21 protein-coding genes are annotated in these 24,811 nt (G+C 68.6%); 7 read left to right on the forward strand and 14 right to left on the reverse strand.

Going from position 1 to position 24,811, the window contains the following annotated elements; all coding sequences use genetic code 11:
* Positions 1 to 133: 133 nt before the first annotated feature.
* Entirely contained in the window at positions 134 to 3,985 is a 3,852-nt protein-coding gene (locus tag AC1MFL_RS02535; protein ID WP_479815271.1) for a Pls/PosA family non-ribosomal peptide synthetase, read from the forward strand.
* A 49-nt stretch (positions 3,986 to 4,034) separates the two neighbouring features.
* A complete protein-coding gene (locus AC1MFL_RS02540; protein ID WP_479813222.1) occupies positions 4,035 to 5,429 on the forward strand; it encodes a M1 family metallopeptidase in 1,395 nt (464 codons plus the stop codon).
* Positions 5,430 to 5,470: 41 nt separating this feature from the next.
* Here the strand turns inward: AC1MFL_RS02540 and AC1MFL_RS02545 are convergent, their stop codons facing one another.
* From AC1MFL_RS02545 to pheS, 4 genes are all read right to left on the reverse strand, one after another.
* Entirely contained in the window at positions 5,471 to 7,102 is a 1,632-nt protein-coding gene (locus tag AC1MFL_RS02545) for an HNH endonuclease signature motif containing protein (protein WP_479813224.1), read from the reverse strand.
* A 169-nt stretch (positions 7,103 to 7,271) separates the two neighbouring features.
* The gene (locus tag AC1MFL_RS02550; RefSeq protein WP_479813226.1) at positions 7,272 to 7,775 is read right to left on the reverse strand and encodes a 4'-phosphopantetheinyl transferase family protein; all 504 of its coding nucleotides are present in this window, start codon (positions 7,773 to 7,775) and stop codon (positions 7,272 to 7,274) included.
* Positions 7,776 to 7,978: 203 nt separating this feature from the next.
* The gene (gene pheT / locus AC1MFL_RS02555) at positions 7,979 to 10,522 is read right to left on the reverse strand and encodes a phenylalanine--tRNA ligase subunit beta (RefSeq protein ID WP_479813228.1); all 2,544 of its coding nucleotides are present in this window, start codon (positions 10,520 to 10,522) and stop codon (positions 7,979 to 7,981) included.
* Between the two features lie 2 nt (positions 10,523 to 10,524).
* The gene (gene pheS / locus AC1MFL_RS02560; RefSeq protein WP_301230220.1) at positions 10,525 to 11,586 is read right to left on the reverse strand and encodes a phenylalanine--tRNA ligase subunit alpha; all 1,062 of its coding nucleotides are present in this window, start codon (positions 11,584 to 11,586) and stop codon (positions 10,525 to 10,527) included.
* Positions 11,587 to 11,822: 236 nt separating this feature from the next.
* Between pheS and AC1MFL_RS02565 the strand changes: the two genes are divergently transcribed.
* Complete coding sequence (locus tag AC1MFL_RS02565; RefSeq protein ID WP_479813230.1) at positions 11,823 to 12,347, forward strand: hypothetical protein; 525 nt, start codon at positions 11,823 to 11,825, stop codon at positions 12,345 to 12,347.
* Position 12,348: 1 nt separating this feature from the next.
* Positions 12,349 to 12,987, forward strand: a complete 639-nt coding sequence (locus AC1MFL_RS02570; protein WP_479813232.1) for an SIMPL domain-containing protein — start codon at positions 12,349 to 12,351, stop codon at positions 12,985 to 12,987.
* Positions 12,988 to 13,020: 33 nt separating this feature from the next.
* Here the strand turns inward: AC1MFL_RS02570 and pcp are convergent, their stop codons facing one another.
* Entirely contained in the window at positions 13,021 to 13,662 is a 642-nt protein-coding gene (gene pcp / locus AC1MFL_RS02575; protein ID WP_479813233.1) for a pyroglutamyl-peptidase I, read from the reverse strand.
* A 99-nt stretch (positions 13,663 to 13,761) separates the two neighbouring features.
* On the opposite strand from pcp, the gene AC1MFL_RS02580 reads away from it, so the two are divergent.
* Positions 13,762 to 14,946, forward strand: a complete 1,185-nt coding sequence (locus tag AC1MFL_RS02580; protein ID WP_479813235.1) for an Rv2578c family radical SAM protein — start codon at positions 13,762 to 13,764, stop codon at positions 14,944 to 14,946.
* A gap of 15 nt (positions 14,947 to 14,961) precedes the next feature.
* Here AC1MFL_RS02580 and AC1MFL_RS02585 read toward each other — a convergent pair whose 3' ends face one another.
* The 4 genes from AC1MFL_RS02585 to AC1MFL_RS02600 all read right to left on the reverse strand — a co-directional run bounded on the left by AC1MFL_RS02585 (position 14,962) and on the right by AC1MFL_RS02600 (position 18,348).
* On the reverse strand, positions 14,962 to 16,335 hold the full coding sequence (locus AC1MFL_RS02585; RefSeq protein ID WP_479813237.1) for an NAD(P)(+) transhydrogenase (Re/Si-specific) subunit beta: 1,374 nt from the start codon (positions 16,333 to 16,335) through the stop codon (positions 14,962 to 14,964).
* Positions 16,332 to 16,649, reverse strand: a complete 318-nt coding sequence (locus tag AC1MFL_RS02590; RefSeq protein WP_479815273.1) for an NAD(P) transhydrogenase subunit alpha part 2 — start codon at positions 16,647 to 16,649, stop codon at positions 16,332 to 16,334. The genes AC1MFL_RS02585 and AC1MFL_RS02590 overlap by 4 nt, the downstream gene beginning before the upstream one ends.
* Positions 16,649 to 17,806, reverse strand: coding sequence for a Re/Si-specific NAD(P)(+) transhydrogenase subunit alpha (locus AC1MFL_RS02595; RefSeq protein ID WP_479813238.1), 1,158 nt, complete (start codon positions 17,804 to 17,806; stop codon positions 16,649 to 16,651). Before AC1MFL_RS02595 ends, AC1MFL_RS02590 begins: the two co-directional genes overlap by 1 nt.
* A gap of 86 nt (positions 17,807 to 17,892) precedes the next feature.
* The gene (locus AC1MFL_RS02600) at positions 17,893 to 18,348 is read right to left on the reverse strand and encodes a (deoxy)nucleoside triphosphate pyrophosphohydrolase (RefSeq protein ID WP_479813240.1); all 456 of its coding nucleotides are present in this window, start codon (positions 18,346 to 18,348) and stop codon (positions 17,893 to 17,895) included.
* Positions 18,349 to 18,733: 385 nt separating this feature from the next.
* Here AC1MFL_RS02600 and AC1MFL_RS02605 point away from each other — a divergent pair, with 385 nt between their 5' ends.
* The gene (locus tag AC1MFL_RS02605) at positions 18,734 to 19,942 is read left to right on the forward strand and encodes an MFS transporter (RefSeq protein ID WP_479813242.1); all 1,209 of its coding nucleotides are present in this window, start codon (positions 18,734 to 18,736) and stop codon (positions 19,940 to 19,942) included.
* Positions 19,943 to 20,021: 79 nt separating this feature from the next.
* Here AC1MFL_RS02605 and AC1MFL_RS02610 read toward each other — a convergent pair whose 3' ends face one another.
* Positions 20,022 to 20,942 carry a cation diffusion facilitator family transporter gene (locus AC1MFL_RS02610; protein WP_479813244.1) on the reverse strand — a complete coding sequence of 307 codons (921 nt, stop codon included), beginning with the start codon at positions 20,940 to 20,942 and terminating at the stop codon, positions 20,022 to 20,024.
* A 315-nt stretch (positions 20,943 to 21,257) separates the two neighbouring features.
* On the opposite strand from AC1MFL_RS02610, the gene AC1MFL_RS02615 reads away from it, so the two are divergent.
* Positions 21,258 to 21,524, forward strand: a complete 267-nt coding sequence (locus AC1MFL_RS02615) for a GlsB/YeaQ/YmgE family stress response membrane protein (RefSeq protein WP_479813245.1) — start codon at positions 21,258 to 21,260, stop codon at positions 21,522 to 21,524.
* A gap of 175 nt (positions 21,525 to 21,699) precedes the next feature.
* Here the strand turns inward: AC1MFL_RS02615 and AC1MFL_RS02620 are convergent, their stop codons facing one another.
* From AC1MFL_RS02620 to infC, 4 genes are all read right to left on the reverse strand, one after another.
* Positions 21,700 to 22,611, reverse strand: coding sequence for a TrmH family RNA methyltransferase (locus tag AC1MFL_RS02620; protein ID WP_479813246.1), 912 nt, complete (start codon positions 22,609 to 22,611; stop codon positions 21,700 to 21,702).
* Between the two features lie 65 nt (positions 22,612 to 22,676).
* Complete coding sequence (rplT, locus tag AC1MFL_RS02625) at positions 22,677 to 23,156, reverse strand: 50S ribosomal protein L20 (RefSeq protein WP_479813247.1); 480 nt, start codon at positions 23,154 to 23,156, stop codon at positions 22,677 to 22,679.
* A gap of 118 nt (positions 23,157 to 23,274) precedes the next feature.
* Positions 23,275 to 23,469 carry a 50S ribosomal protein L35 gene (gene rpmI / locus AC1MFL_RS02630; protein ID WP_009358635.1) on the reverse strand — a complete coding sequence of 65 codons (195 nt, stop codon included), beginning with the start codon at positions 23,467 to 23,469 and terminating at the stop codon, positions 23,275 to 23,277.
* 115 nt (positions 23,470 to 23,584) lie between these two features.
* Positions 23,585 to 24,682: a translation initiation factor IF-3 gene (gene infC, locus AC1MFL_RS02635; protein WP_479815275.1), complete on the reverse strand. Its 1,098-nt coding sequence runs from the start codon at positions 24,680 to 24,682 to the stop codon at positions 23,585 to 23,587.
* Positions 24,683 to 24,811 lie beyond the last annotated feature (129 nt).

Consider the following 24,811-nt stretch of genomic DNA (forward strand, 5'->3'; position numbering starts at 1 on the left):
AGACGATCCCCCTGTGACTGAGCAACAGCAGCAACCCGAACGCAGTGGCCTCCCGCAGGCGCTCGCCACCGTCAGCCCGTTCTTCCAGGCGCAGCTTCCAGGGTCGCAGGCCACACCGCCGGAGCGGACGCTGGTGGACATTCTGCAGGACACGGCCGCGCGCTTTCCGGACGCCTCGGCCCTCGACGACGGCCACCACTCGCTCAGTTATGCCCAGCTGCTGACGGCGGTCCGGGCGAAGGCGAGGGAGCTGCACCGGGCCGGACTGGGTGCCGGGGACAAAATCGGCATCCGGATTCCCTCCGGCACCAACCAGCTCTACGTCGCGATACTGGCTGTGCTCCTTATCGGGGCGGCGTATGTCCCGGTGGATGCGGACGACCCGGAAGAGCGCGCCAAGCTGGTCTTCGGCGAAGCCCAAGTCTCCGGCATCCTGCGCGGCGCCGGGGAGATTGTGACGGACGGACGGCGGCCCCGCCCCTTCCCGGCCCCGAGGCTGCCCGGCCCGGACGACGACGCCTGGGTCATCTTCACGTCCGGCTCCACCGGAACCCCCAAGGGCGTCGCCGTGCAGCACCGCTCCTCGGCGGCCTTTGTCGACGCCGAGGCCCGGCTCTTCCTCCAGGACGATCCGGTCGGCCCGCAGGACCGCGTCCTTGCCGGGCTGTCGGTAGCCTTCGATGCCTCCTGCGAGGAAATGTGGCTTGCCTGGCGGCACGGCGCCTGCCTGGTCCCGGCGCCGCGGGCCCTGGTCCGGACCGGCATGGACCTCGGCCCGTGGCTGATCAGCCACGGGATCACGGTCGTTTCCACGGTTCCCACCCTCGCCGCGCTCTGGCCGGTGGAGTCCCTGGAAAGCGTCCGCCTGCTGATTTTCGGCGGGGAGGCGTGCCCGCCGGACCTCGCCGAGCGGCTCGCCGTCGAGGGCCGTGAGGTCTGGAACACCTACGGCCCCACCGAGGCCACCGTCGTCGCCTGCGCGGCGCCGCTGGGCGGTCCCGGGCCGATCCGGATCGGCCTGCCCCTGGACGGCTGGGACCTCGCCGTCGTGGACGCCAATGCCCTGCCCGTCGGGGAGGGCGAGGTGGGTGAACTGATCATCGGCGGCGTCGGCCTGGCCCGGTATCTGGACCCGGCCAAGGACGCCGAGAAATTCGCCCCCATGCCGTCGCTCGGCTGGACGCGCGCCTACCGCTCCGGCGACCTGGTCCGTTACGAGGCCGAGGGGCTGATCTTCCAGGGCCGCGCCGACGAACAGGTCAAGCTCGGCGGGCGCCGGATCGAGCTGGGCGAGATCGACGCCGCCCTCCAGTCGCTGCCGGATGTGGCCGGCGCGGCCGCCACGGTACAGACAACGGCGGCCGGCAACCAGATCCTCGTCGGTTATCTGTCCCCGGCCGGCGGCAAGGAGATCGATCTGGCGGCCGCCCGGGAGCTCCTCGGCGAGAGCCTGCCGGCACCGCTGATCCCGCTGCTGACCCTGGTCGATTCACTTCCCACCAAGACCAGCGGCAAGGTCGACCGGCACGCGCTGCCGTGGCCGCTGGCGGGGGCCGGAGCCGCCGACACGGCGGCCGCCCCGCTGAACCTCCCGGACGACGCAAGCTGGATCGTCGAGCAGTGGGCTGCGGTGCTCGGCAGTACCGTGTCCAGCCTCGACGCCGATTTCTTCGCCTACGGGGGCGGCTCCCTCGCCGCCGCGCAGCTCGTCTCCGCCCTGCGCGTGCGCTACCCCACCATCACGGTGGCCGACATTTACGCCACGCCCCGGATCGGGGCGCTCATCGATGCTGCCCGCCAGTCGCTGCCCGAAGGCGGTGCAGGGCCGGCTCCGGAACGCACGGTCCGGCGCACCTTGCGCCGGTCGCAGGTCTTCCAGACGCTGATGGGCGTTCCGCTGCACATCCTCGTCGGCATGCGCTGGCTGACGTACCTGATGGCGGCGAACAACCTGCTCTCCTCCTTCGCCGGCTTCACGGCGGCTCCCACCGTGTCCTGGTGGTGGGTCGGTGCGTCCTGGCTCGTCTTCGTCAGTCCAGCGGGCCGGATGCTGGTCTCCATCGCCGCGGCCCGGATCCTGCTCCGCAAGGTGGTGCCGGGCACGTACCCCCGGTCCGGCCGGGTGCACCTGCGCCTGTGGCTGGCCGAGCAGATCCAGGACCTGGCCGGCGCCGTCAGTCTGGCGAGTGCACCCTGGGTGCCGTACTACGCCCGGGCCCTGGGTGCCAAGATCGGCAACGACGTCCAGCTCCACTCGCTGCCGCCGGTCACCGGGCTGCTCTCGCTCGGCAGCGGCTGCAATGTCGAGCCCGAGGTCGATCTGTCCGGCTGGTGGATCGACGGCGACATCGTCCACATCGGTGCCATCCACATCGGGCCCGGCGCCACGGTCGGTGCCCGCAGCACCCTCATGCCCGGCGCGACGATCGGCGCCGGGGCCCAGGTGGAACCGGGGTCGGCGGTGCTGGGCAAGGTGAAGTCCGGGCAGCTCGTCGCCGGGTCCCCGGCCGAGCGGCGGGGCAAGGCCAAACACTCCTGGCCGGACACTCCCCCGGAGCATCCGCTGATCGGCCGGCTTTGGTTTGCCGGCTTCGCCACGGCATCGGCCGTCCTGGCCCTGATCCCCTATGTCTCCGCCGCCGCGGCTGCCCTCGTGGTCTTTGGCTTCATCCGGGGCAGCGAATCGCTGGGCGCCGCGCTGCCGCAGCTCCTGCTGTCCCTGCCGCCGGCGGCCCTGGTCTGGTTCCTCTCCAACCTCGTGCTGATCCTCCTGGCCACCCGGCTCCTCGGGGTGGGCCTGGCCGAAGGCTACTACCGGGTGCGCAGCAGGATCGGCTGGCAGGTCTGGGCCACCGAACGGGTCCTGGACCTGGCCCGCGACCTTCTCTTCCCGATTTACGCCAGCCTGTTCACGCCGGTCTGGCTGCGCCTGCTCGGGGCGAAGATCGGGAAGAATGTGGAGGCCTCGACGGTCCTGCTCATCCCCAAGATGACCACCGTGGGCGAGGGCGCCTTCCTGGCCGACGACACGATGGTGGCCTCCTATGAGCTCGACGGCGGCTGGCTGCGGATCGCCCCCGCCAAAATCGGCAAACGCTCGTTCCTGGGCAACTCCGGCATGACCGCGGCCGGCCGGAATGTCCCCAAGAACTCCCTCGTCGCGGTGCTTTCGGCGACACCGGCGAAGGCGAAGTCCGGGACGTCATGGCTGGGCAGCCCGCCGGTCCGGCTGCGGCGCACCGCCATCGCCTCCGATGACACCAGGACCTACGAGCCGCCGCTGCGGCTCCGGATCGCCCGGGCGCTGTGGGAGCTGTGCCGCTTTGTCCCCGTCGTGGTGACAGTCGGGATCGCCGCCGGGGTCTTCCTGGCTTTCGACTGGCTCGCCTCTGTCTTCAATTACGGCATCGCCGCGCTCCTGGGCGGCGTGGTGATCCTGCTCGCCGGTTCCGTGGCAGCGGGCAGCGCCGTGGTGGCGAAATGGCTGCTGGTGGGGCGGATCAGGCCCGGCGAGCATCCGCTGTGGAGCTCCTTCATCTGGCGCAACGAGGTCGTGGACACCTTCATCGAAATGGTCAGTGCCCCCTGGTTCGCCCGCGCGGCCGCCGGGACCCCGGCACTGGTCTGGTGGCTGCGGGCCCTAGGCGCAAAAATCGGGGCAGGCACCTGGTGCGAAAGCTACTGGCTGCCCGAGGCGGATCTCGTGACCCTGGGCCGGAACTCCACAGTCAACCGCGGCTGCGTTGTGCAGACCCATCTCTTCCACGACCGCGTCATGAGCATTGACACTGTTACGCTCGATGACGGGGCAACGATGGGACCGCACGGAGTCATCCTCCCGCAGGCCCGGATCGGCAAGGGCGGCACGGTGGGCCCGGCATCCCTCGTGATGCGGGGTGAAACGGTGCCCGCCGCGACCTACTGGATGGGCAATCCGGTAAGCCCCTGGGGCGGCCCGGCCGTCCCTGCCCCCAAGCCGAAGTAGCCCCGCACAGCACCGCCCGTACCGCACCTGCAATCCCGAAGGCCCGTTGATGAGTCCCAGCCCCCAAAGTTCCACAGCCGCGTCCGGCACCGGAGGCGGCCTGCCCCTGGATACGGCTGGCTCCCCGGACCCGTACCTGCCCGGTCACGGCACCGATGCCTACCGGGTCACCCGCTATGAACTGGAGCTGGATTACAAGCTCAGCAGCAACCGCCTGAACGGGCGCGCCGTGGTGCACGCCATAACCCAACGCCCGACGTCGGCGATCGTGCTGGACCTGACCGGGCTCCGGGCCACCAAGATCCAGCTCAGCGGGCGCAGGGTGCGGAAATTCAGCCAGCGCGCCGACCAGCTCGTCGTCGTCCCCGACGCCGCCCTGCTGCCGGACGAGGAATTCACCCTGGACCTCCGCTATGAGGGCAGCCCCTCCCCCCGCCGCGGGCTGTGGGGCGAAGTGGGCTGGGAGGAACTCACCGACGGGGTGCTCGTGGCAGGCCAGCCGAACGGCGCACCGTCCTGGTTCCCCTGCAACGACCACCCGAGCGACAAGGCGAGCTACCGGATCTCGGTGACCACCGACGCCAACTACCGTGCGGTGTGCAACGGGATCCTGATCGCGCACGCCAGCCGGTCCAGCCGCGAGACGTGGGTTTACGAGCAGTCAGAGCCGATGGCCACATACCTCGCCACGGTCCAGATCGGCCGCTACGAGCTCCTGGCGCTCAATCCGGTCCGGCCGGCCGCGCAGGTGCCCCAGTATGCGGCCGTCCCGGCAGCGCTGGCGGACACGGCCCGCAAGGGGCTCGCCCGGCAGCCGGACATGATGCGAACCTTCATCGATTGCTTTGGCCCGTACCCTTTCGCCGAGTACACCGTCGTCGTGGCGGGGGACGAACTGGAAATCCCGCTGGAGGCGCAAAGCCTGTCGATTTTCGGCCCGAACCATCTGGAAGAGGATTGGGAGTCCCAGCGGCTCATCGCCCACGAGTTGTCCCACCAGTGGTTCGGGAACTCGCTGACGGCCGCCACCTGGAAAGACATCTGGCTGCACGAGGGGTTCGCCTGCTATGCCGAATGGATCTGGTCCGAAGAAGCCGGCGTCATGACGGTGGCCCGCCGGGCCGCCAACGCCTGGCGGAAGCTCAACGCCGGCAAGCAGGACCTGCTCGTGGGCGACCCCGGGCCGGAGCTGATGTTCGATGACCGGGTCTACAAGCGCGGCGCCCTGGCGCTGCACGCACTCCGCCTGCGCTGCGGCGATCTGGCATTCTTCTCGCTGCTGCATGACTGGGCCGGCCAGAACCGCCATGGCTCCGTCTCAACGCCGCAGTTCATCATCGCCGCCGACCATGCGACCGGCCTCGACTCGGAGGCCCTGCTGCACCCATGGCTGTACCAAGAGGCGCTGCCGCCGCTGCTGCCGGCCGGGGACTCCGGGAGCTAGAGCATTCGTGGCGTGCGCTGAAACGGCGCGCAAAGTGCCGCTCAGGCACTTTGGGGCAGGAAGTATTCGGGGTAGGCGTCCTCGAGCGGCTCTGGCCAGTGAAGGTCCTCTGGGTATACCGGATCTTCCGGCTCTGCGGCGGGGAATCCGTGTGCGGCCGTGAAGAGGTGCCAGTCCGGGAAGGGGTCTTCGGGCAGTGCCTGGTCCGCGTCCGTGTCCAGGTCCGGGAACGTGAACGTGTCCGTGTTCGCGTCGGTGGGTGTGGTCAGGAGGCCGGGTGGCCAGTGAGGTGGCCAGTGGGGTGGTTCCCAGTCCTGTTCTTCGCTGGGGTAGTACCGTCCCGAGGGTGAGGTCCAGCCCGGCGGTTTGTCTTTGCTGGCCCCGGAGGGTGTCCACGCCGAGCCGTGTTTGAGTCTGTGGTGTCTAGGGCAGGGCTGTCCGAGGTTGGAGATCCCGGTGGTCCCTCCGTCGGCCCAGGCCAGGAGATGGTCCGCATCGTTGTCCAGCGAGGCGTTGTTGCAGCCCGGGAACGGGCACTTCCCGTCGCGCAGGCGCAGCCACCGGCGCTGGGCCTTGGTGAGGCGGTAGCGGGTCCGGCCGATTTCCAGCGGGGCACCGTCCCGCGGGTCGGTCAGGACCCGGTAGAACGACCCTGCACCCTCGGCGATGAGGCGCCGGGCCATCGAGGGCGGGATCGGCCCGTACCCGTCCAGGACCGCCGGTTCCCCGGTCACGCCCAGCAGGGACAGGACCGGGACGGTGATGAGGACCTGCGCCCGCGGCACCGGAACATCCCCGCACCCGGCCCTCGTGTCCCCGCCCAGCCCGGTGCCGGCGAGAAGCAGGGTCGCGGCGATGTCGGCGCGCAGCTGGGCCAGGTTGCGGGCCTCGTCCGGGCCCTGCAGGGCCCGGGCGGCCGCGGTGGTCCGGTCCCAGATCCCCGCAGCGGTATCCGCCGGCAAGTACGCGGAGAACCACGCCATGCCGTCCCGGTCCGCGCGGAACTCCACCCGCCGGTCCGCGGCACCCTTGGTATGGCGTTTCTCGATGCTGACGGGGTGGTGGCGTTCCCGCCAGGCACGTGTTTTGGCCCGGAACCGTCCCGGGACAAGCTCCCCGGCCGGACACCCACGGGCCGGGTTCGGTGCGTGCGCGTCCAGGAAGTGCGCTTCCAGCCCGGCCGCCCCGGCCCGGTCCAGGTTGGTGGTTTCATCGACCATGATCCGGGCGTGCTGCCAGGAAATCGTCCCGGCCTGCAGCGCCGCCAGGGTCAGCGGCAGCGACGTGGTCAGCGCCTGGCAGTCGCCCAGGAACGCGTCCGCGGTCCGTTCGCTGACGGTCAGGACACCGGCGACCTCCGCGGTCAGGGCCATCTCCTGGACGGAGTCCAGCAACGACGGGGGCGTCAGGAGCCGGGTGGCCTGCACGTATTCCGCGGCCAGCCGCACCTTCAACGCCGCCGTCCCCGCCTCCAGCCGGGCCACCCCCGCCAACGCATCCAGGCAATCATCGGCCAGATCCCGCAACGGATCGATGCCCCGGAACGGATCCGTGTCCCGCAGCTTCGCGCCGTCCGCGCCCGCCCCGATGAACGCAGCAAGCGCAGCAACCGACGCCGCGACGGCCTCAAAAGCCGCCCTGCACTCCGCACTCCATACTGTCCGGCTATCCACACTTTCAGAATAGAGGGAGCCTCCGACAAGAAATCGACACCAGCTCTGCGTGCCAGCCCGACACCGGAACAGATGACCAGCCGGAGCTTGGCCAGCCCCCAGAAGACGGGTGTCCGGGTCGGTGGGCAAAGCGCTTTATCAGCGTCGGCCTCCGGAGTGGTCGCGGCTGCTAGATCGTTTCCACGAGGGCCAGTGCGGCGGCAAAGCCCGCGGGCAGGCCCAGTGCGGCCGTGTCCAGATCGACGAGGATGGTGCCCGGGGTCTCCACGAAGGCCTCAACCGAGGCGGGGTCTACCCGCAGTCCGATGCCGCGGGCCTTCAGCAGGGCTTCCTTGCGCGACCAGGCGGCTGTCCGCCACAGGGGGGCCTGGTCCGGAGCCAGCCCGGCGAGCACCTGCCGTTCAACAGGGGTGAGGACGACGTCGTCGAACCCGGGGAACACGACACCGGAACTGTGCTCCAGATCGATGCCGACCGTTGCCCCGGGACCCGAAGAAACGGTTCCCAGGCCGGGGCCGGCAGCCAGCAGGGCCCAACCGCGGCTGCGGGAAAGGCTCAGGCTCAGGCCGGCGGGGGCCCCGTCCAGCCGGTAGCCGGGCCGCCCGTGGTCAAGCTCCGGTCCGGTCCCGCAGTCCGGGCACGAATAGTCGGCGGTCAAATCACCGGGACGCACGCCAAGGATCTCCGCAGCGAATCCGCGCAGCGCGGTCCGGCCGGCCAGGAAGTCCCGCCGGGTGAGCGGATCCGTGATGCCCGCGGCACGCGCGCGCTCCGGAGGATCGAGGAAGGACCCGCCGTCCGGTCCGATGTCGGCAAGACAAACGGACCGGACGGTGACTCCGGAAACGGCGTGGGTCCCTCTGTGCCCCCTGGGCTTTAGCGTTGGACTGCTCCGGATCGCTCGTGGGCAACGGCCACTGCGCTCTCGCGGGCCGCTGATGCCTCGTCGGCGGTCAGGGTGCGGTCATCGGCACGGAAGCGCAGGCTGAAGGCCAAGGACTTCTTGCCCTCCTCGATGCCCTTGCCCGCGTACACGTCGAAGAGTGCAACGTCCTCAAGCAACGCTCCGGCGCCCTCGCGCAGGGCGGCAAGCACGTCTTCGGCCGGGACCTCCTGCGGGACCACAAGGGCCACGTCCTGGCTGGCCACCGGGTAGGTGGAGATGTGCCGGGCGACGATGACGTCCGCCGCGGCCTTGAAGAGGGCATCCGCGTTGAACTCCAGTGCCACGGACCGGGCCGGCATATCGTGGGCGGCCAGGAGCTTCGGGTGCAGCTCGCCGGCATAGCCCAGGACTTCGCCGGTGCGGAGCGCCAGCTGCGCGGTCCGCCCGGGGTGGAAGGCCTGGTGCCGGCCCTGGCTGACCACAATTTCGACGCCCAGCACGTCACCGGCGATCCTGGCGATGTCCAGGGCGTCCGCCCAGTCCCACGCCCGGGGGGTGTGGCCTGCGGCGGCCGGAGAATCGTGCCCCGTCAGCACGGCGGCGAGGTACAGCGGCTGGTCCGGGACGCCGTCGTACAGGCCATCCAGCACCTCATCGCTGGGCCTGATGCCGAGCGGCGGGATCGAGGCGGTGCCGAGGGTGTCTCCCGGCAGGAACACCAGCCCGGCCTCGAACAGGGCCAGGTCGCGGAAGCCGCGCGAGTGGTTGCGCTTGGCGACGTCGATCAGGCCCGGCAGGATCGAGGTGCGCAGGTAACCCTGCTCCTCGCTGATCGGGTTGGCGAGTTTGAGGGCCTTGCGCGGCGACCCTTCCGTGGAGACGCCGAACGTGTCGTTGGCGGCCTTCGAGACGAACGGGTACGCGAGGACCTCGGTGAGGCCGGAAGCCGCGAGAGCCTGGACCAGGCGCCGGCGCTGCTGCTGGACGCGGGTGAGCCCGCGGCCCGGCGGCGCTACCGGCAGGGACGCCGGGATCTTGTCGTAGCCGACGAGCCGCGCGATCTCCTCGGTGAGGTCTTCCTTGGTTTCCAGGTCGTTGCGCCAGCTCGGGGCGGTCACCGTCCAGCCGCTCCCGGTGGGTGCGACGATGGCGCCGAGGTCCTCGAGCGAGGTGATGATCTGTTCCTCGGTGAAGTCGATGCCGATCCGTTCCGCGGCGAAGGCCGCGGGCAGCTCGACGGTCACGGCGTCCGGTGCGGAGCCGACGTCGGTCCCCGCCTCATCGGCGGTGCCCCCGGCGAGTTCGACCAGCAGGTCAACGACCCGCTGGGCGGCGATCCCGGCAACCTGCCAGTCGACGCCGCGTTCAAAGCGCTTGGAGGCCTCGGACGGCAGCTTGTGCCGGCGGCGGGAGCGTCCGATGGACACTTCGTCGAAGTGCGCCGCCTCTACGAGGACGCTTGTCGTGGTGTCGGACACCTCTGTGGCGGCGCCGCCCATCACGCCGGCGATGCCGATGGCACCGGAACCGTCGGTGATGAGGAGGTCCTCGACGTCGAGGACGCGTTCCTTCTCGTCGAGGGTCCTGAGTTTCTCGCCGGCGAGGGCGCGGCGGACCACGATGTCGCCGGACAGCTTGTCCAGGTCGTAGCAGTGGGTGGGCTGGCCGAGTTCGAGCATCACGTAATTGGAGATGTCCACCGGCAGCGAGATCGAGCGGATCCCGGCGAGCCGGAGCCGTGAGGTCATCCACGGCGGCGTCGGCTTCGTGGCGTCGACCCCGCGGACGGTCCGGGCCACGAAGCGGTCGCAGCCCGGCTTGCCGTAGATCGGCGCGTCGTCGTTGAGCTTCACGCCGTAGCCGCCGGCCAGGGCCGCGGGTGCCTGCACCCTGGACGCCGGGTCGGTGAAGGAGGTGCCGGTCGCGTGCGCGTATTCGCGGGCCACCCCGCGGAGGGAGAACGCATAGCCGCGGTCCGGAGTGACGTTGATTTCGGCGGCCTCGTCATAGAGATCCAGGAGCTCCATGGCGTCGGCGCCGATTTCCGGGTCCAGTCCGATCCGGGACAGTACCAGGATGCCGTCGTGGTCCTCGCCGATGCCGAGCTCCCGCACGGAGGCGATCATCCCGGCGGACAGGTGGCCGTAAGTTTTCCGCGCGGAAATGTGGAAGTCGCCGGGCAGCACGGCACCGGGAAGGGTGACCACCACCTTGTCGCCTTCCACGAAGTTGTGGGCGCCGCAGATGATGCCCTGGACACCGGAGGGGTCGATGCCCTCGCCGGTGAGGCTCTGCTGCTGGCCCTCGGGGACGACCCGGACCTGGCACCAGTTGATGGTCTTGCCGTTGGTCTGGGGTTCCTTGACGATGCTCAGGACCTGTCCCACCACGATGGGGCCCCGGAGGGCGTCCGTCGGCCGGTGGACTGCTTCTTCTTCAAAACCGACCTTGACCAGGTCGGCCATAACGTCTTCGGCCGTGGCTCCGGCCGGTACCTGCGCGAATTCTCGCAGCCAGGAAAGTGGGATACGCACGGTTAGATCTCCATCCCGAAGTGCTCGCTGAAACGTACATCGCCTTCGATCATGTCGCGCATGTCGCCGACTTCGTTGCGGAACATGAGCGTGCGCTCGATGCCCATGCCGAAAGCAAATCCTGAATAGATGTCCGGGTCGATGCCGGCCGCGCGGAGCACGTTGGGGTTGACCATGCCGCAGCCGCCCCATTCGATCCAGCTGGGGCCGCCTTTGGCGCCCGGGTGCCAGATGTCCAGCTCGGCGGACGGTTCGGTGAAGGGGAAGTAGTTGGGGCGCAGCCGGATCTGGGCCTCGTCGCCGAACATCTGGCGCGCGAAGTGCTCCAGGGTGCCGCGAAGGTCCGCCATGCTGAGCTTCTTGTCGATGGCCAGGCCCTCGAACTGGTGGAACACCGGCGTGTGCGTGGCATCGAGCTCATCGGTGCGGAACACCTTGCCGGGGCACAGCACGTAGATGGGCACTTCGCGTTCCAGCATGGAGCGGACCTGCACCGGGGAGGTGTGGGTGCGCATCAGCAGATGGGCCTCCGGCGGCTCCACGAAGAAGGTGTCCTGCATTTCGCGGGCGGGGTGGTCGGGCTTGAAGTTCAGCGCGTCGAAGTTGAACCACTCGGACTCGACCTCGGGGCCTTCGGCGATCTCCCAGCCCATGCCGACAAAGATGTCCGCGACCCGTTCCTGCAGGGTGGACAGCGGGTGGCGTGCACCGGCACGACGGCGGCGCGGGGCCGCCGTGACGTCAACGGTCTCCTCGACCAGGATGCGGGCGTCGTTCTCGGCTTCGAGCTCCGCCGTACGGTCCGCGAGCGCCTTGTTGACACGTCCGCGGGAGGATCCCATAAGCTTTCCGGCGGCGGCCTTCTGGTCCTTCGGCAGCCCGCCAATTTCACGGTTGGCGAGACTCAACGCGGACTTCTCGCCGGTGTGCGCGAGGCGCGCGGCCTTGAGTTCATCGAGCGTGGAGGCGGCGGCAATGGCGGCAACGGCCTGGTCTACAGCGGCGGTGATGGCGGCTTCATCCAGGGGATTCGGGACGCCGGCGCCCGGCAAAGTTTCAGTCATCTACTGTTCTTAGCTACGAGTCGGTTTATGCCAACAGGCACCGGACCTTCAGGTGCGGGGACCGGTGCGTTGGCAAAGGGCAGGGCTCGCCAAAAAACGCTCCGGCGGGCACTCCCCTTCAGTCTAGTTGAAGGCCCTCCGGTGCCAGAACGTGACGGCGCTGCGGCGGCCCCGCGTGGCGGGGCCCCCAGCCCGGTTCCGTTTTCCGCAGCCCGAGGCCCGGCTAGCATGGCGGTATGACGCCGGGACAACGGCTGCGGCAGCTGGCCAATGTACTGAACGCAACAACTCCTCTGGGCTTGTTGCTGGCCGGCTGTGCGCGCACGCACATCCTTCGGGGACCCCGGGGGCTGCTGCTTGCCACCGGGTACAGCTGGCGGCTGCCCTTTGCCGGCGCGTTCACGGTCGGCAATGTGGTGCTGTTCCGCGCCGGACCCGAGGAAGTCCTGGCCAACCCCGCGCTGCTGGGGCACGAGGAGCGGCACAGCAGCCAGTACGCCTGGTGCCTGGGCCTGCCCTTCCTGCCGTTGTATTTCCTCGCGGCAGGCTGGTCCCTGGTCCGTACCGGCAACATCGGCTCCGGCAATGTCTTCGAACGGCACGCCGGGCTGCAGGCCGGCGGCTACCCGGAGCGGGATACCGGCTCCAAGCAACAGATTTCAACAGCGGATCTACCCGGCAGGTCCACCCGGCAGACTTCAACAGCAGATCCAGCCACGAGCAGGACGGGCCCGGCGGCCCCCGAGCGGAACGAGGCATGACATGACCGACAGCCCCAGGACAATCTCAGTTAGTGGATCCGGCAGCGCGGAAGGCGCACCGGACCTGCTGACCCTCTCGATCGGCGTGGAGTGCCGCCGGGAGGACGTCGGCGCGGCCTACGGCGAGGCGGGCCGTGTCTCCGCAGCCATCACGGCGGTGCTCCGCGGATACGGCGTGGCGGACCCGGACATCACGACCTCCGGGCTGAACGTCCGTGCCGAGGTGAACTGGCAGGAGGGCCGGGGCCAGGTCGTCTCAGGCTACCTGGCGTCGAGCATGCTGAGCGTCCGGCTCAGGGAGCTCGGAAAATCCTCGGAGGTCATCGCCGCCGCGGTCGCGGCCGGCGGCAACGACGTCCGGCTCAACGGGCTGGAACTCGGCTTCGCTGATCCCGCCGCCGTCACCGCGCGCGCCCGCGAAGCCGCCTGGCAGGACGCCCTCACCGCGGCCGGGCACTTCGCCTCGCTCGCCGGCGGCTCCCTGGGCAAGGTGGTCTCGCTCGCCCAGCTGTCCGGCCAGCCGGCACCGATCCCGGTGGCCAGGATTCAGCGCGCCGTCGCAGTGGAGTCGCTCACGGTGGAAGCCGGCGAATCGAGTGTCAGCGCCGCAGTCAACGTCGTCTGGGAACTGCTCGGCTGAGCCGGAGTTGTGCCGGCTGGCGTGTCGTGCCCGCTAGTGTGTGGCCCCGGCGGAGATCCTGAGATCCGCCGTCGTCGCCAGGGTGCTGCGAACGACGACGGCGAGCGCTTCCGTCAGCTGTTCCAGCGGCAGGGATGGATCGGTGCTGCCCGGGGGAAGCTGGTTTGGCTCGTAGGGGACGTGGACAAAGCCGCCCCGGGCGCCGGGTCGCAGCCGCAGGGCGTGCATCAGCCCGTAGAAGATGTGGTTGCAGACGTAGGTGCCGGCGGTCTGGGATACCTCGGCGGGGATCTCCGCAGCCAGGAGGGCCGCGAGCGCTGCCTTCACCGGAAGGGTGCTGAAGTAGGCCGCCGGGCCGCCCGTGACCACGGGCTGGTCCACGGGTGCGTTGCCGGCGTTGTCCGGGATCCGCGCGTCGTCGCAGTTGATCGCGATCCGTTCCAGCGAGATCCGGGACCTGCCGCCGGCCTGGCCCGCGCAGACCACCACCTCCGGGTGGTAACGCTCCAGCGCCGCTTCCAGCAGGCGGACCGCCTCACCAAAGACACAGGGCAGCTCCACGGCCTCCGCCTCTAGTCCCTCGGACCGGAGCAGGCCCGCGGCCGCACGCGCGGCGGCCCACGAAGGGTTGGTGCTTTCGCCGCCGAAAGGCTCGAACCCTGTCAGGAGAATCATCGCCCCAGCCTAGCAAGGCGGCCGGACGGCAGGCCGGGACCGTGTCAGGATGCGGCCCTGGTCCTTGACTTAAAGTCGAACATACATTCGAATAGAGCAATGAGATGGGACGCACAAGCACTCAAACCGGCGCCCGGAGACAACGCCCGGATAGCTGCCGCGGCTGGCGGCACAGGCCCCGGAACAGGGAGCGGAGGCGCCGGGAAACCTGCCGCCCCGTCCACAGACCCGTTGCTGCCCCTGATCGGGCTGGTGCGGTCCGTGACCACCCCCGAGTTTGCCGGGGTCACTTTCCATGAGGTCACCGCCAAATCGGTGCTCAACAAAGTGGCCGCCGGTTCGCGGATGCCGTTCGAGTGGACCATCAACCCCTACCGCGGCTGCAGCCACGCCTGCGTCTACTGTTTCGCCCGGAAGAGCCATACCTATCTCGACTTCGACGCCGGGCTGGACTTCGACAGCCAGGTGGTGGTGAAAATCAACGCCGCGGAGGTCCTGCGCCGGGAACTGGCCAAACCCTCCTGGGGACGCCAGCACGTTGCCCTGGGCACCAACACGGATCCCTACCAGCGGGCCGAGGGCCGCTACCAGCTGATGCCGGGCATCATCGGGGCGCTGGCAGATTCCGGCACTCCCCTGTCGATCCTGACCAAGGGCACCCTGCTGGCCCGGGACATCCCGCTCCTGAAGCACGCCGCAGCACAGGTTCCCGTCGGCGTCGGCATCTCGCTGGCGATGACTGACGAACACCTCTCCGAGGCGGTGGAGCCGGGCACACCCGGTCCCCGGGCACGCCTGAAGCTCATTACCCGGCTCCGGGAGGCCGGGCTGCCCTGCGGCGTGATGGCCATGCCCATCCTGCCGTGGCTTTCCGACAGCGACGAAGCCCTGGATTCCCTGTTCGGTTCCCTTGCCGCGGCAGGAGCCACCGGCGTGACCGCAGGAGCCCTCTACCTCAAGCCCGGAACCCGGGAATGGTTCATGCAGTGGATTGCCAAGGAACACCCGCAGCTCGCCGGCAAGTACCGGCGGCTCTACGGCACCGGCTCCTACGCGTCCAAGGAATACCGCGACTGGTTGTCCGGGCGCATCCGGCACTTCAAGGCCCGGCACGGATTCTCCGGCTCCCAGGGATTCAGCCACCGCGACCTGAACGACGATCCCGGAAGCGGTGATCCACGGGACGAGGAAGCGCAGTACCCGGCCGGCAGCATCCCCGAGGCTGCGGCCGGGTCCAACGGCCCGCGACCGCCGGCGGAGGCAGCACAACCCACCCTGTTCTAAGGGGCCTTGAGGGCCCTAAAGGGCCTTGACGGCTCCCAGGACGCGGGTGAGTGACTCCTTGGCGTCGCCAAACAGGAGGGTGGTCTTGGGATCGAACAGCAGCTCGTTCTCGATCCCGGCGAATCCCGGCCGCATGGAGCGCTTAAGGAACACCACCTGACCGGCCAGGGCCACTTCCAGGATTGGCATTCCGTAGATCGGCGCACCGGGCGTGGACTTGGCGGCAGGATTGACCACGTCGTTGGCGCCCACGATGAGGGCTATGTCCGTGTTCGGGAACTCCGGGTTGGCTTCCTCGAGCTCCTTCAGCGACTCATACGGTACGTTCGCTTCCGCGAGCAGCACGTTCATGTGGCCAGGCATCCGCCCGGCCACCGGGTGGATGGCGAAGACCACCTCGACGCCGCGGGCCGCCAGCGCAATGGAGAGCTCGGCGATCGTGTGCTGTCCCTGGGCCACGGCCAGCCCGTATCCGGGGACGATCACCACCCGCTGCGCGTAGCCCAGCTGGACTGCGACGTCCTCGGGCGAGGAGGAACGCACCGGCCGGTCGCTCTGCACTGTTGACCCCGCCGTCGAGCCTCCCCGGAAGGCCCCGAACATGATGCCCGTCACGCCGCGGCCCATGGCAGAGGCCATCACCTTGGTCAGGATGGTGCCGCTGGCGCCAACCAGCGTGCCGGCAACCAGCAGGAGCACGTTGCCCAGCACAATGCCGGAGGCGGCGACCGCGAGGCCGGTGAAGGCGTTGAGCAACGAGATCACGATCGGCACGTCGGCCCCGCCGACGGGAAGCACCAGCAGCAGGCCTGCCACCAGGCCCAGGGCCAGCAGTGCCACAGCCCAGCCCGCTGAACCGGTCACGACGACGAGGCCGCCGGCGGCGACCGCACCCAGCACCACGACGCCCATCACCACGGGCATCCCGGGGAACAGCAGGGGGCGGGTGCTGATCAGCTCCTGGAGCTTGCCCACCGTCACGGCCGAGCCGGCAAAGGACACAGCTCCGACGAGCATCGTAAAGACCACGGCGAGCCGCACCCAGGGGTCCTCGCTGTGGCCGAGTTCCAGCACGGCGACCAGTGCGGCGGCCCCGCCCCCGACCCCGTTGAACAGGGCGACCAGTTGCGGCATTTGGGTCATCTGCACCCGACGGGCCACCGGGACAGCCACCGCGGAGCCGACGGCGATCGCGGCGAGGATCAGCGGGATGTTCTCCAACTTCGCGGAAAGGAACACCGTGACCACCGCCACGAGGGCGCCCGCCGCCCCGATGGCATTGCCGCGCCGGGCGGTCCGGGGAGAGCTCAGCCCCTTCAGCGCCAGGATGAAGCAGACTGCAGCCACGAGGTAGAACAGGGAGGTCCATCCGGGGCCGAGGACGCTCATGGGCGGTCCTCCCCCTCGCCCGGACCGGGCCGGGCGGGCTTCCGGCTGCCGAACATCTCCAGCATCCGGTCTGTGACGACGAATCCGCCGACCAGGTTGGCGGTCGCCAGCACCACCGCGATCAGCGCGACCGTAAGCAGCCAGGGGTCGTCCGCCTGGCCGGCCACGATGATGGCCCCCACCAGGATGATGCCGTGGATGGCGTTGGCACCGGACATTAGCGGGGTGTGCAGCTTGCTCGTCACCTTGGAGACGACTTCGAATCCTACGAAGACGGCGAGAACCACCACCGTCAACAGGGTGATCGGGTCCATCATGTCCGGGCCTCCATGGCTTCGGCGGTGGCGGCGTGCACAACGCAGCCGCCGTGGGTCAGGCAGGCACCGGCGACAACCTCGTCGTCGAAATCCGGGACCACCTTGCCGTCGGCGGTCATCAGTGCCAGTAGGTTCGCGACGTTCTTGGCGAATAGCCGGGAGGCATCGGAGGGCATCGCCGAGGCGGCGTCCTGCAGGCCCACCAGGGTGACGGAGCCCCCGTCCACCGGGATTTGGAGGTCCCGGCCCGCGATGACACCTTCAACGTTTCCCCCGGATTCAGCCGCGAGGTCGACGACAACCGACCCGGCCCGCATCCCGGCCACCATCTCCGCGGTCACCAGCAAGGGAGCCGCGCGGCCGGGAATGGCCGCGGTGGTGATGAGGACATCCGCTGCCGCAACGTGCGGGGCCAGCAGGGCGCGCTGGCGTTTGGCCCGGTCCTCGCCAAGCTCACGGGCGTAGCCGCCGCTGCCCTCAGCGGACGTGTCCGCAGTTCGAGCGTCAAGGTCCAGATGGACGAAGGTGCCACCCATCGAGGCGACCTCGTCGGCGGAGGCCGCCCGGATATCGTTGGCGGAGACCCTGGCCCCCAGCCGCTTCGCGGTGCCGATCGCCTGCAGGCCGGCGACGCCGGCACCCAGGATGAGCACCCGAGCCGGCGGGATCGTACCGGCGGCCGTCATGTAGAGCGGGAAGAACCTCGGGTAGCGAAGGGCCGCTTCCAGAACGGCGCGGTAGCCGGAGACCAGCGATTGCGAACTGAGCGCGTCCATGGACTGGGCCCGGGAGATGCGCGGCACCAGCTCCAGGGCGAAGGAGGTCACGCCCGCGGCGGCCAGGGCGGCCACAGTTGGCAATTCCGAGGCGGGTGAGGCGAACCCGATGGTGACGGTGCCGGGCCGGAGTCCCGCGGCGGTCTCCGGCTCGAGCGGCCGGACGTGCAGCAGGACATCCAGTGATTGGGCGGCCAGCTCCGGAACGATCGACGCTCCCGCCGCGGCGTAGGCGGCGTCCGCATACCCGGCCGCGGTGCCGGCATGGCGTTCCACCGCCACTTCCAGGCCGAGGGCCTTCAGTTGCTGCACCGTCTCCGGCGTGGCGGCAACCCGCCGTTCCCCTGCACGCTGCTCCCGCCTGACACCAACCTGCACGGGCTACTCCTCTCGGTTCGCTTCAGCGTAGTCACATGCTTCATGCTTTGGCGAGAGGTAGGGCCGCGGGGGCTCCAAGCCCAGTCTCAGTGCGCCGCCACGGCGGTGGAATCCGCCACCTGAAGCCTGTCCAGCAGCGCCTCGACAATAGGGCGGTCAGCGGGGATCCACGGCAGGCCCAGCACCTCGCCGCGGTTCCGGATGTTAATCCAGCGCAGCTCATCGTGGTCCTGCAGGGGTCGGGGAACGCCGTCGAGCAGTTCAGCGAACCACACGCGCATCGCGGCGCGTTCGTTCAGCGGCCAGCCGTGGGCTGATCCGCCGGCCAGTTCGGCGCCCAGCCGGACCGTTACACCAAGCTCTTCGAGCAGCTCCCGGTGCAGGGCCTGCTCGGCCGTCTCGCCGGACTCGACCTTGCCGCCGGGGAACTCCCACATGCCGGCGAACTGCGGGGGCGCCGTCCGCCGCGCCACAAGGAGCCGGCCGGGTTCGGCCAGGGAGTCCAGTACGGCGCCGCCTGCAACGCTTATGAGTCCAGTCACCCCCCAAGTCTAGACAGGGTCCACGGTAGATCCCGGTGACGTTCCGGCCCTGCCGGTAATTTACCTCGCGTAATGCGGCGGCCCTGGCAAGCTCCGACGCCACGCCAGGGCCGCCTACCCCGGCTTCAACGGCATCATTGCACCGCCGCGGTATTTCCATGCTTATCCCGATTCAAAGAAAGCCGGTAAGGGTCCAACGGCCCGTCTGCCGCTCCGGCCGGAATTAGCGGGGCGCCGGCGTGGGGGAGAATGGAAGTGGCCGCCTTCGGCGAGGACCCGGAATACCGTGCGTGCCCGCCCCGTTAGATAAATCAGACTACAAATCCGATTTTAACTTGCCGCATTCTCCTGGCTCCAGCCGGGAACGTCACCGAAAAGCAGACGAATGACAACCACCACACAAGCCCCGGCGACGCCCAAGAGCGGTTCCCGCCATCTTGCCCTTGCCATCGTTTCCCTTGCCATGGGCGGATTCGGCATCGGCACCACGGAGTTCACCATGATGGGCCTGCTCAAGGAGGTGGAGGCCGGGCTCAACATCAGCACCCCGGAGGCCGGCCACCTGATCTCGGCCTATGCGCTCGGCGTCGTGGTCGGGGCCCCGCTGCTGGCCGCCGTCGGTGCCAAGATGCCGCGGAAGTACCTCGCCCTGGGGCTCATGCTGTTCTTCAGCATCGCGAACCTGTCGTCCTTCATCGCCCCGGACTACGGCACCATGCTCGTGTCGCGCTTCGCCGCCGGACTGCCCCACGGGGCCTTCTTCGGCGTTGCCGCCGTGATCGCGGCGTCACTGGTCGCGCCGACCAAGCGCGGCTGGGCCATTTCGATGGTCATGGCCGGCCTGACCGTCTCCAATGTCATCGGCGTCCCCTTCGGCACCTGGCTGGGCCAGACGTACGGCTGGCGGCTGCTGTTCCTGCTGGTGGGCGTGATCGGCATTCTCACCCTGGTGATGCTCTGGAAGTTCCTGCCGTACCAGAAGCCGCACGCCGATGCGAGCTTCCGCCGCGAACTGGGCGCCCTCAAACGGATGCAGGTCTGGCTGGCGATCCTCATCGGCATCGTGGGCTTCGGCGGCTTCTTCGCCACCTATACCTACATCGCGCACACCATGACCTCCGTGGCCGGCATTCCCGCGGCGTGGCTCCCCCTGGTTGTCGCGCTGTACGGGCTGGGCATGGTGGCGGGCAACATCGTCGGCGGCCGCATCGCGGACAAGTCCGTGATGGGAACCATCTACTGGGTGCTGCCCGGCATCGCCGTGGCGCTCGTGCTCTACGCCGTCGCCGTGCACTGGCCGTGGTCCGCCTACGTGATGGTCTTCGTCGTCGGCGGCGCAGGTTCATTGCTGGTTCCGGCGCTGCAGACCCGTTTGCTGGATGCTTCCCCGGATGCCCCCTCGCTGGCGTCCTCGCTCAACCATGCGGCCCTGAACGTCGCGAACGCTTTGGGGGCCTTTCTCGGGGGTCTCGTGATCGCCTGGGGCTGGGGTTACGTCGCACCCGCCCTCGTCGGGGCGGTGCTGGCCATCCTGGGCCTCGGCGTCGCCCTGATCAGCGGGCTGGTGGAACGCAGGAGGCCCCTGGTCCGGTAGCCAGCAATGCGGCTACCGGACCAGCGGCCTCCTCAGACCTTCGCCGGCCGGACCCTGAGCCGGTCCGGCCCGGGTCCGCTTACGGCGTGCTGACGCGCTGTACGTCCGGTTCAAGGTAGATGACCCGCGCAATCGGAACAGCCTCGCGGATCCGCGTCTCGGCGCCGTCGATCGCCTTGGCGATTTCCTGGCCCGTATCGGACCGGCCGATGCTGATCTTGGCGGCGACCAGGAGCTCCTCCGGACCGAGGTGCAGGGTCTTGAGGTGGATGATCGCGGTGCCGTCGGACTCGATGGCCGCCCGGATCTTGGCGACATCGTCCTTCGTGGCGGATTCGCCGAGCAGCAGGGACTTCGTCTCGATGGCCAGGACGGCGGCAATGGCCACCAGCAGGAAGCCGATCATCGCGGTACCCAGGGCATCCCAGATGCCGTTCCCGGTGAGGAGCGTCAGGCTCACGCCGAAGAGCGCGAAGACCAGGCCCAGGAGGGCGCCGAAGTCCTCAAGGAGGATCACGGGCAGCTCCGGCTGCTTGGCGCTGCGGATGAACCTGACCCAGCTTTGCTGGCCGCGGATCAGGTTGGATTCGATGATCGCGGTCCGGAAGGAGAACGACTCGGCCATGATGGCGCCAAGGAGCACGGCCAGCGGAACCCACCAGAATGCGCCCTCGATGGCGTGCGGGTGCTGGAGCTTTCCCCACGCCTCGTACAGGGCGAAGAGGCCGCCCACGCTGAACAGGACGATGGAGACGATGAACGCGTAGATGTAGCGCTCGCGCCCGTAGCCGAAGGGATGCTCCGGGCTCGCCGCCCGGTGGGCGCGCTTGCCGCCCACCAGCAGCAGGAGCTGGTTGCCGGAATCCGCGAGCGAGTGGATCGCTTCGGCCAGCATTGATGAGGAAAACGTCAGGAAATACGCGACGAATTTCAGGACGGCGATGGTCAAGTTGGCAGCCAACGCCGCAACAATCGCCTTGGTACCGCCATTTGCAGCCAAGAGAGCTTCTCCTTAGGGGTTCGACCGGGTGGTGGACTCCGGCCGGTGCCCGCGCCCACAAGGAATACCGTACCCGTTGTGGGCCGGCCCAAGCACCGCACCCACCCCTGTCCTGTCAAGGGCGGGGCCCCATACCGTCACCGACACGGCGGCCGGGCCGGCACGCAACTCTGCAGGTCACGGCGCAGGTAACGGCGCGTAACTGCGCACGTAACGATTGGGGGTGCTCCTGCTGACAAGCAATCCGGCCTATGTTAGCTTGAAGCCATAATCGGGATTCACCATTTGAATGCCGACGAATATGTAGGAGGAGTAATGGGCTTTCTTGGCTGGATCATTCTCGGACTCATAGTAGGTGCAATCGTAAAGGCCCTTATGCCTGGCAGGGTCGGCGGCGGCTGGGTCACCAGCCTCGTCCTCGGCGTAGTCGGGGCAGTGGTTGGCGGCTGGATCGGCGACCTGCTGTTCGGCGGCGGCAAGATGGAATTCTGGAATCTCGGTTCCTGGCTCCTAGCCATCGTCGGCGGCCTGGTGGTAGCCCTTGCATACGGCGCCATCACAGGACGCAACAAGACCACGTAACGACGCCGTCCACCGGCCCTGCACCCGCGGGTGCAGGGAGCCGTGGCAGCAACGACGGCGGGGGCCCACCTTTCGGTGGACCCCCGCCGTATTTTCTTGCCCCGGTGCCGGGACCCGCTGCAGGCCGCCTGCGCAGCTAGCGGGCCGGTGCGAAGCTAGCTGGGTGGGTGCGAAGCTAGCGGGGCGGGTTTCCGCGATCCTGCTGTGAACGGGCGCTGGCGTACAGGCAGACCGTCGCCGCGGTCCCGAGGTTGAGGCTCTCGGCGGCACCGTAGACCGGCACGGCCACCCGGTGGTCGGCCAGGGCCAGTTCTTCCTCGGACAGGCCCTGGGCCTCGTTGCCAAAGAGCCACGCGGTCGGATTCTCGAGCGCGTACTCGGAGTCCCCGGCCGGCGCGCCCAGCCGGCGGGCCGCGTTCTGGTCCTGCAGCCGGTCCAGGTTCAGCTGGCCTTGCCCGTCCGCCGCGAGGACCCCGATGCCGCGTTCCTTGCAGCGGGCCACCAGCTCCCCGATATCGGCGCCAAGCACCACCGGCAGGTGGAAGAGGGACCCCGCCGTCGAGCGCACGGCCTTGGGGTTGTAGATGTCGACGCTGGATGCGGTCAGGATGACGGCGTCCGCACCGGCCGCGTCCGCTGCCCGCAGCACCGTGCCAGCGTTGCCTGGATCACGGACCTCACACAGCACGGCAACCAGCCGCGGGCCGGCGTCGAGCACCTGCTCCAGGCTGACATCCAGGAACCCGCAGACCGCAAGAATGCCCTGCGGGGTCACGGTGTCCGCCATGGCGGCCAGCACTTCGTCGGTGGCGAGGAAGGCGGTGGTGCCCTCCGCAAGTGCTTCCAGGTCAGGGTGCCGGTCCAGGCACGCCTCGCTCGCATAGACCTCATAGACGATGCCCGGCTCCCCCGCGGCAATCCGTTTCTGGTGCAGGGCCAGGGCCTCCCGGACGGCCTGCGGGCCCTCCGCCAGGAACTCGCTGCGCTTTAAACGGGCCGGGCGCCCGGCAAGTTGTGCCACCTTCCTTACCCGATCAGCTCGGGGGTTGGAAAGTGGAAGATCTTGCGGGCGCCCGGTTTCATTCATACAAGAACCTTAGTAGCTTTTGCAGCCGGTTCTTGAACAACGCAGTCCGTGGACTACTTCAGGTACTACTCTGCAGCCTCAGCAGCGGCGGCCTTCTTGGCAGCCGGCTTCTTCACGGCGGCCTTCTTGACAGCCGGCTTCGTCTCGGCCGGTGCAGCCTCAACCTGTACGGCCGGAGCGGACGTGTCGGCGGGCAGGGCATCCTTGGCGATCTGGACCAGCGCGGCGAAGGCGTTGGCGTCAGAAACGGCCAGCTCGGCCAGCATCCGGCGGTCAACCTCGACCTCAGCGGCCTTGAGGCCCTGGATCAGACGGTTGTAAGTCAGGCCGTTGGCGCGGGATGCAGCGTTGATGCGCTGGATCCACAGGCGGCGGAAATCGCCCTTTTTCTTCTTGCGGTCGCCGTAGCTGTACACAAACGAGTGCAGCAGCTGCTCTTTGGCCTTGCGGTACAGACGTGAACGCTGTCCACGGTAGCCCTTTGCGCGTTCAAGGATAACCCGGCGCTTCTTGTGGGCGTTGACCGCCCTCTTCACACGTGCCACGTGCGTACTCCTTAGAATTACTGATCCCAAGCATCTACTGCCGGAACAACCGGCTGGCCTGAGAAGCCTTTTTGGTAGTTGACTGCTGCCAGGTGGCAACAATCAGAGAACTTGGAACTTAGATGCCGAGCATCTTCCGGATGACCTTGGCGTCGCCCTTGAAGACGATCTTGTCGCCGGCGAGGCGGCGGGTCAGCCTGGAGGACTTGTGCTCGAGGTAGTGGCGGCGGTTAGCCTGCTGGCGGCGCAGCTTGCCGCTGCCGGTCAGCTTGAAGCGCTTCTTAGCACCACTGTGGGTCTTCATCTTCGGCATGGGAACCGATCTCCTTACGTATCCGCAGACAGTGTCTGCAGTCTTTCGTGCAGCCGCCCCTGCGGGCGGCGTGCTGGTTTCTTGCTGCCGGACATTGCTGTCCGGCAGCCCTGAGCTAGTTGGTCTTCTTGGTGCCCGGCTTGGCAGCGGCCTTCGGAGCAGCCGGCCGTGCGGCAGGCTTCGGCGCCGCGGGACGCGGGACCGGCTTCGGGGCAGCAACCGGCTTCGGCGCTGCCGCCGGAGCGGCCGTCTTGGCCTCAGGAACCTTGGCGGCTTCCGGAGCCTTGGCGGCGGCCTTGGGCGCCGCGGGCGCCTTGGCTGCTGCCGGCCTCGCAGCGGCCTTCGCAGCTTCAGCCTTCGGGGCCTCACGCTTCGGGGCGGCCTTGGGAGCCTTGGGGGCCTCCTGCTTCGGCGCTTCCTGGACGGGAGCCTTCGCTGCCGGTGCTTCCGCGATCTTGGCGGCCGGGGCCTCCGCAACCACAGTCTCTTCGACTGCAGCGGTCTCGGCCGGGGTCTCGACAGCCGCAGCTGCCTCGGCCGCGGGGGCTTCCGTTGCGGTTACCTCAGCCTCGGGCGCCTCAGTCCGGACCTGGTAGCCCTCCGGCAACAGATCGGCAAGCGACTGCGTCAGGGGCGCCTCGGGACCGGAGGTGTCAACACGACCGCCGCCCGTAGCCCTGGCTTCATTCTCGGCCTTGGATTCCGCACGCTGCGATGCGCGGCGGGCCTCAGCCTTGGCTTCTGCCTTGTTCTTCAGGGGACCGACCACCATGACCATGTTGCGGCCATCGATGCGCGGGCTGGATTCCACCACGCCAACTTCGGAGACGTCGTCGGCGAAGCGCTGGAGCAGGCGGATGCCCATCTCGGGGCGCTGCTGCTCACGGCCGCGGAACTGGATCATGGCCTTGACCTTGTCACCGGCGCCGAGGAAGCGGAGCGCGTGGCCGCGCTTCGTCTCGTAGTCGTGGGTGTCGATCTTCAGGCGGAAGCGGATTTCCTTCAGGACCGTGTTGGTCTGGTTCTTCCGGGCCTCACGTGCCTTGACGGCGGCTTCGTACTTGTACTTGCCGAAGTCCATCAGCTTGCACACCGGAGGCTTGGCCTGCGGTGCAACTTCAACGAGATCAAGATCGGACTCGGCAGCCAAACGCAGGGCATCCTCAATACGGACAACGCCTACTTGCTCGCCTGCAGGGCCGACCAGCCGCACCTCGGGGACGCGGATACGCTCATTGATTCTTGGCTCGCTAATGTTAAAGCTCCTGTGTTCGTGAGGGGTATTCAACCGGCAAAAAGAGAAGGCCTCCAATTGCCGGAGCAATCGAAGGCCTCGAAGATC

The organism is Arthrobacter sp. BG3, assembly GCF_056680185.1.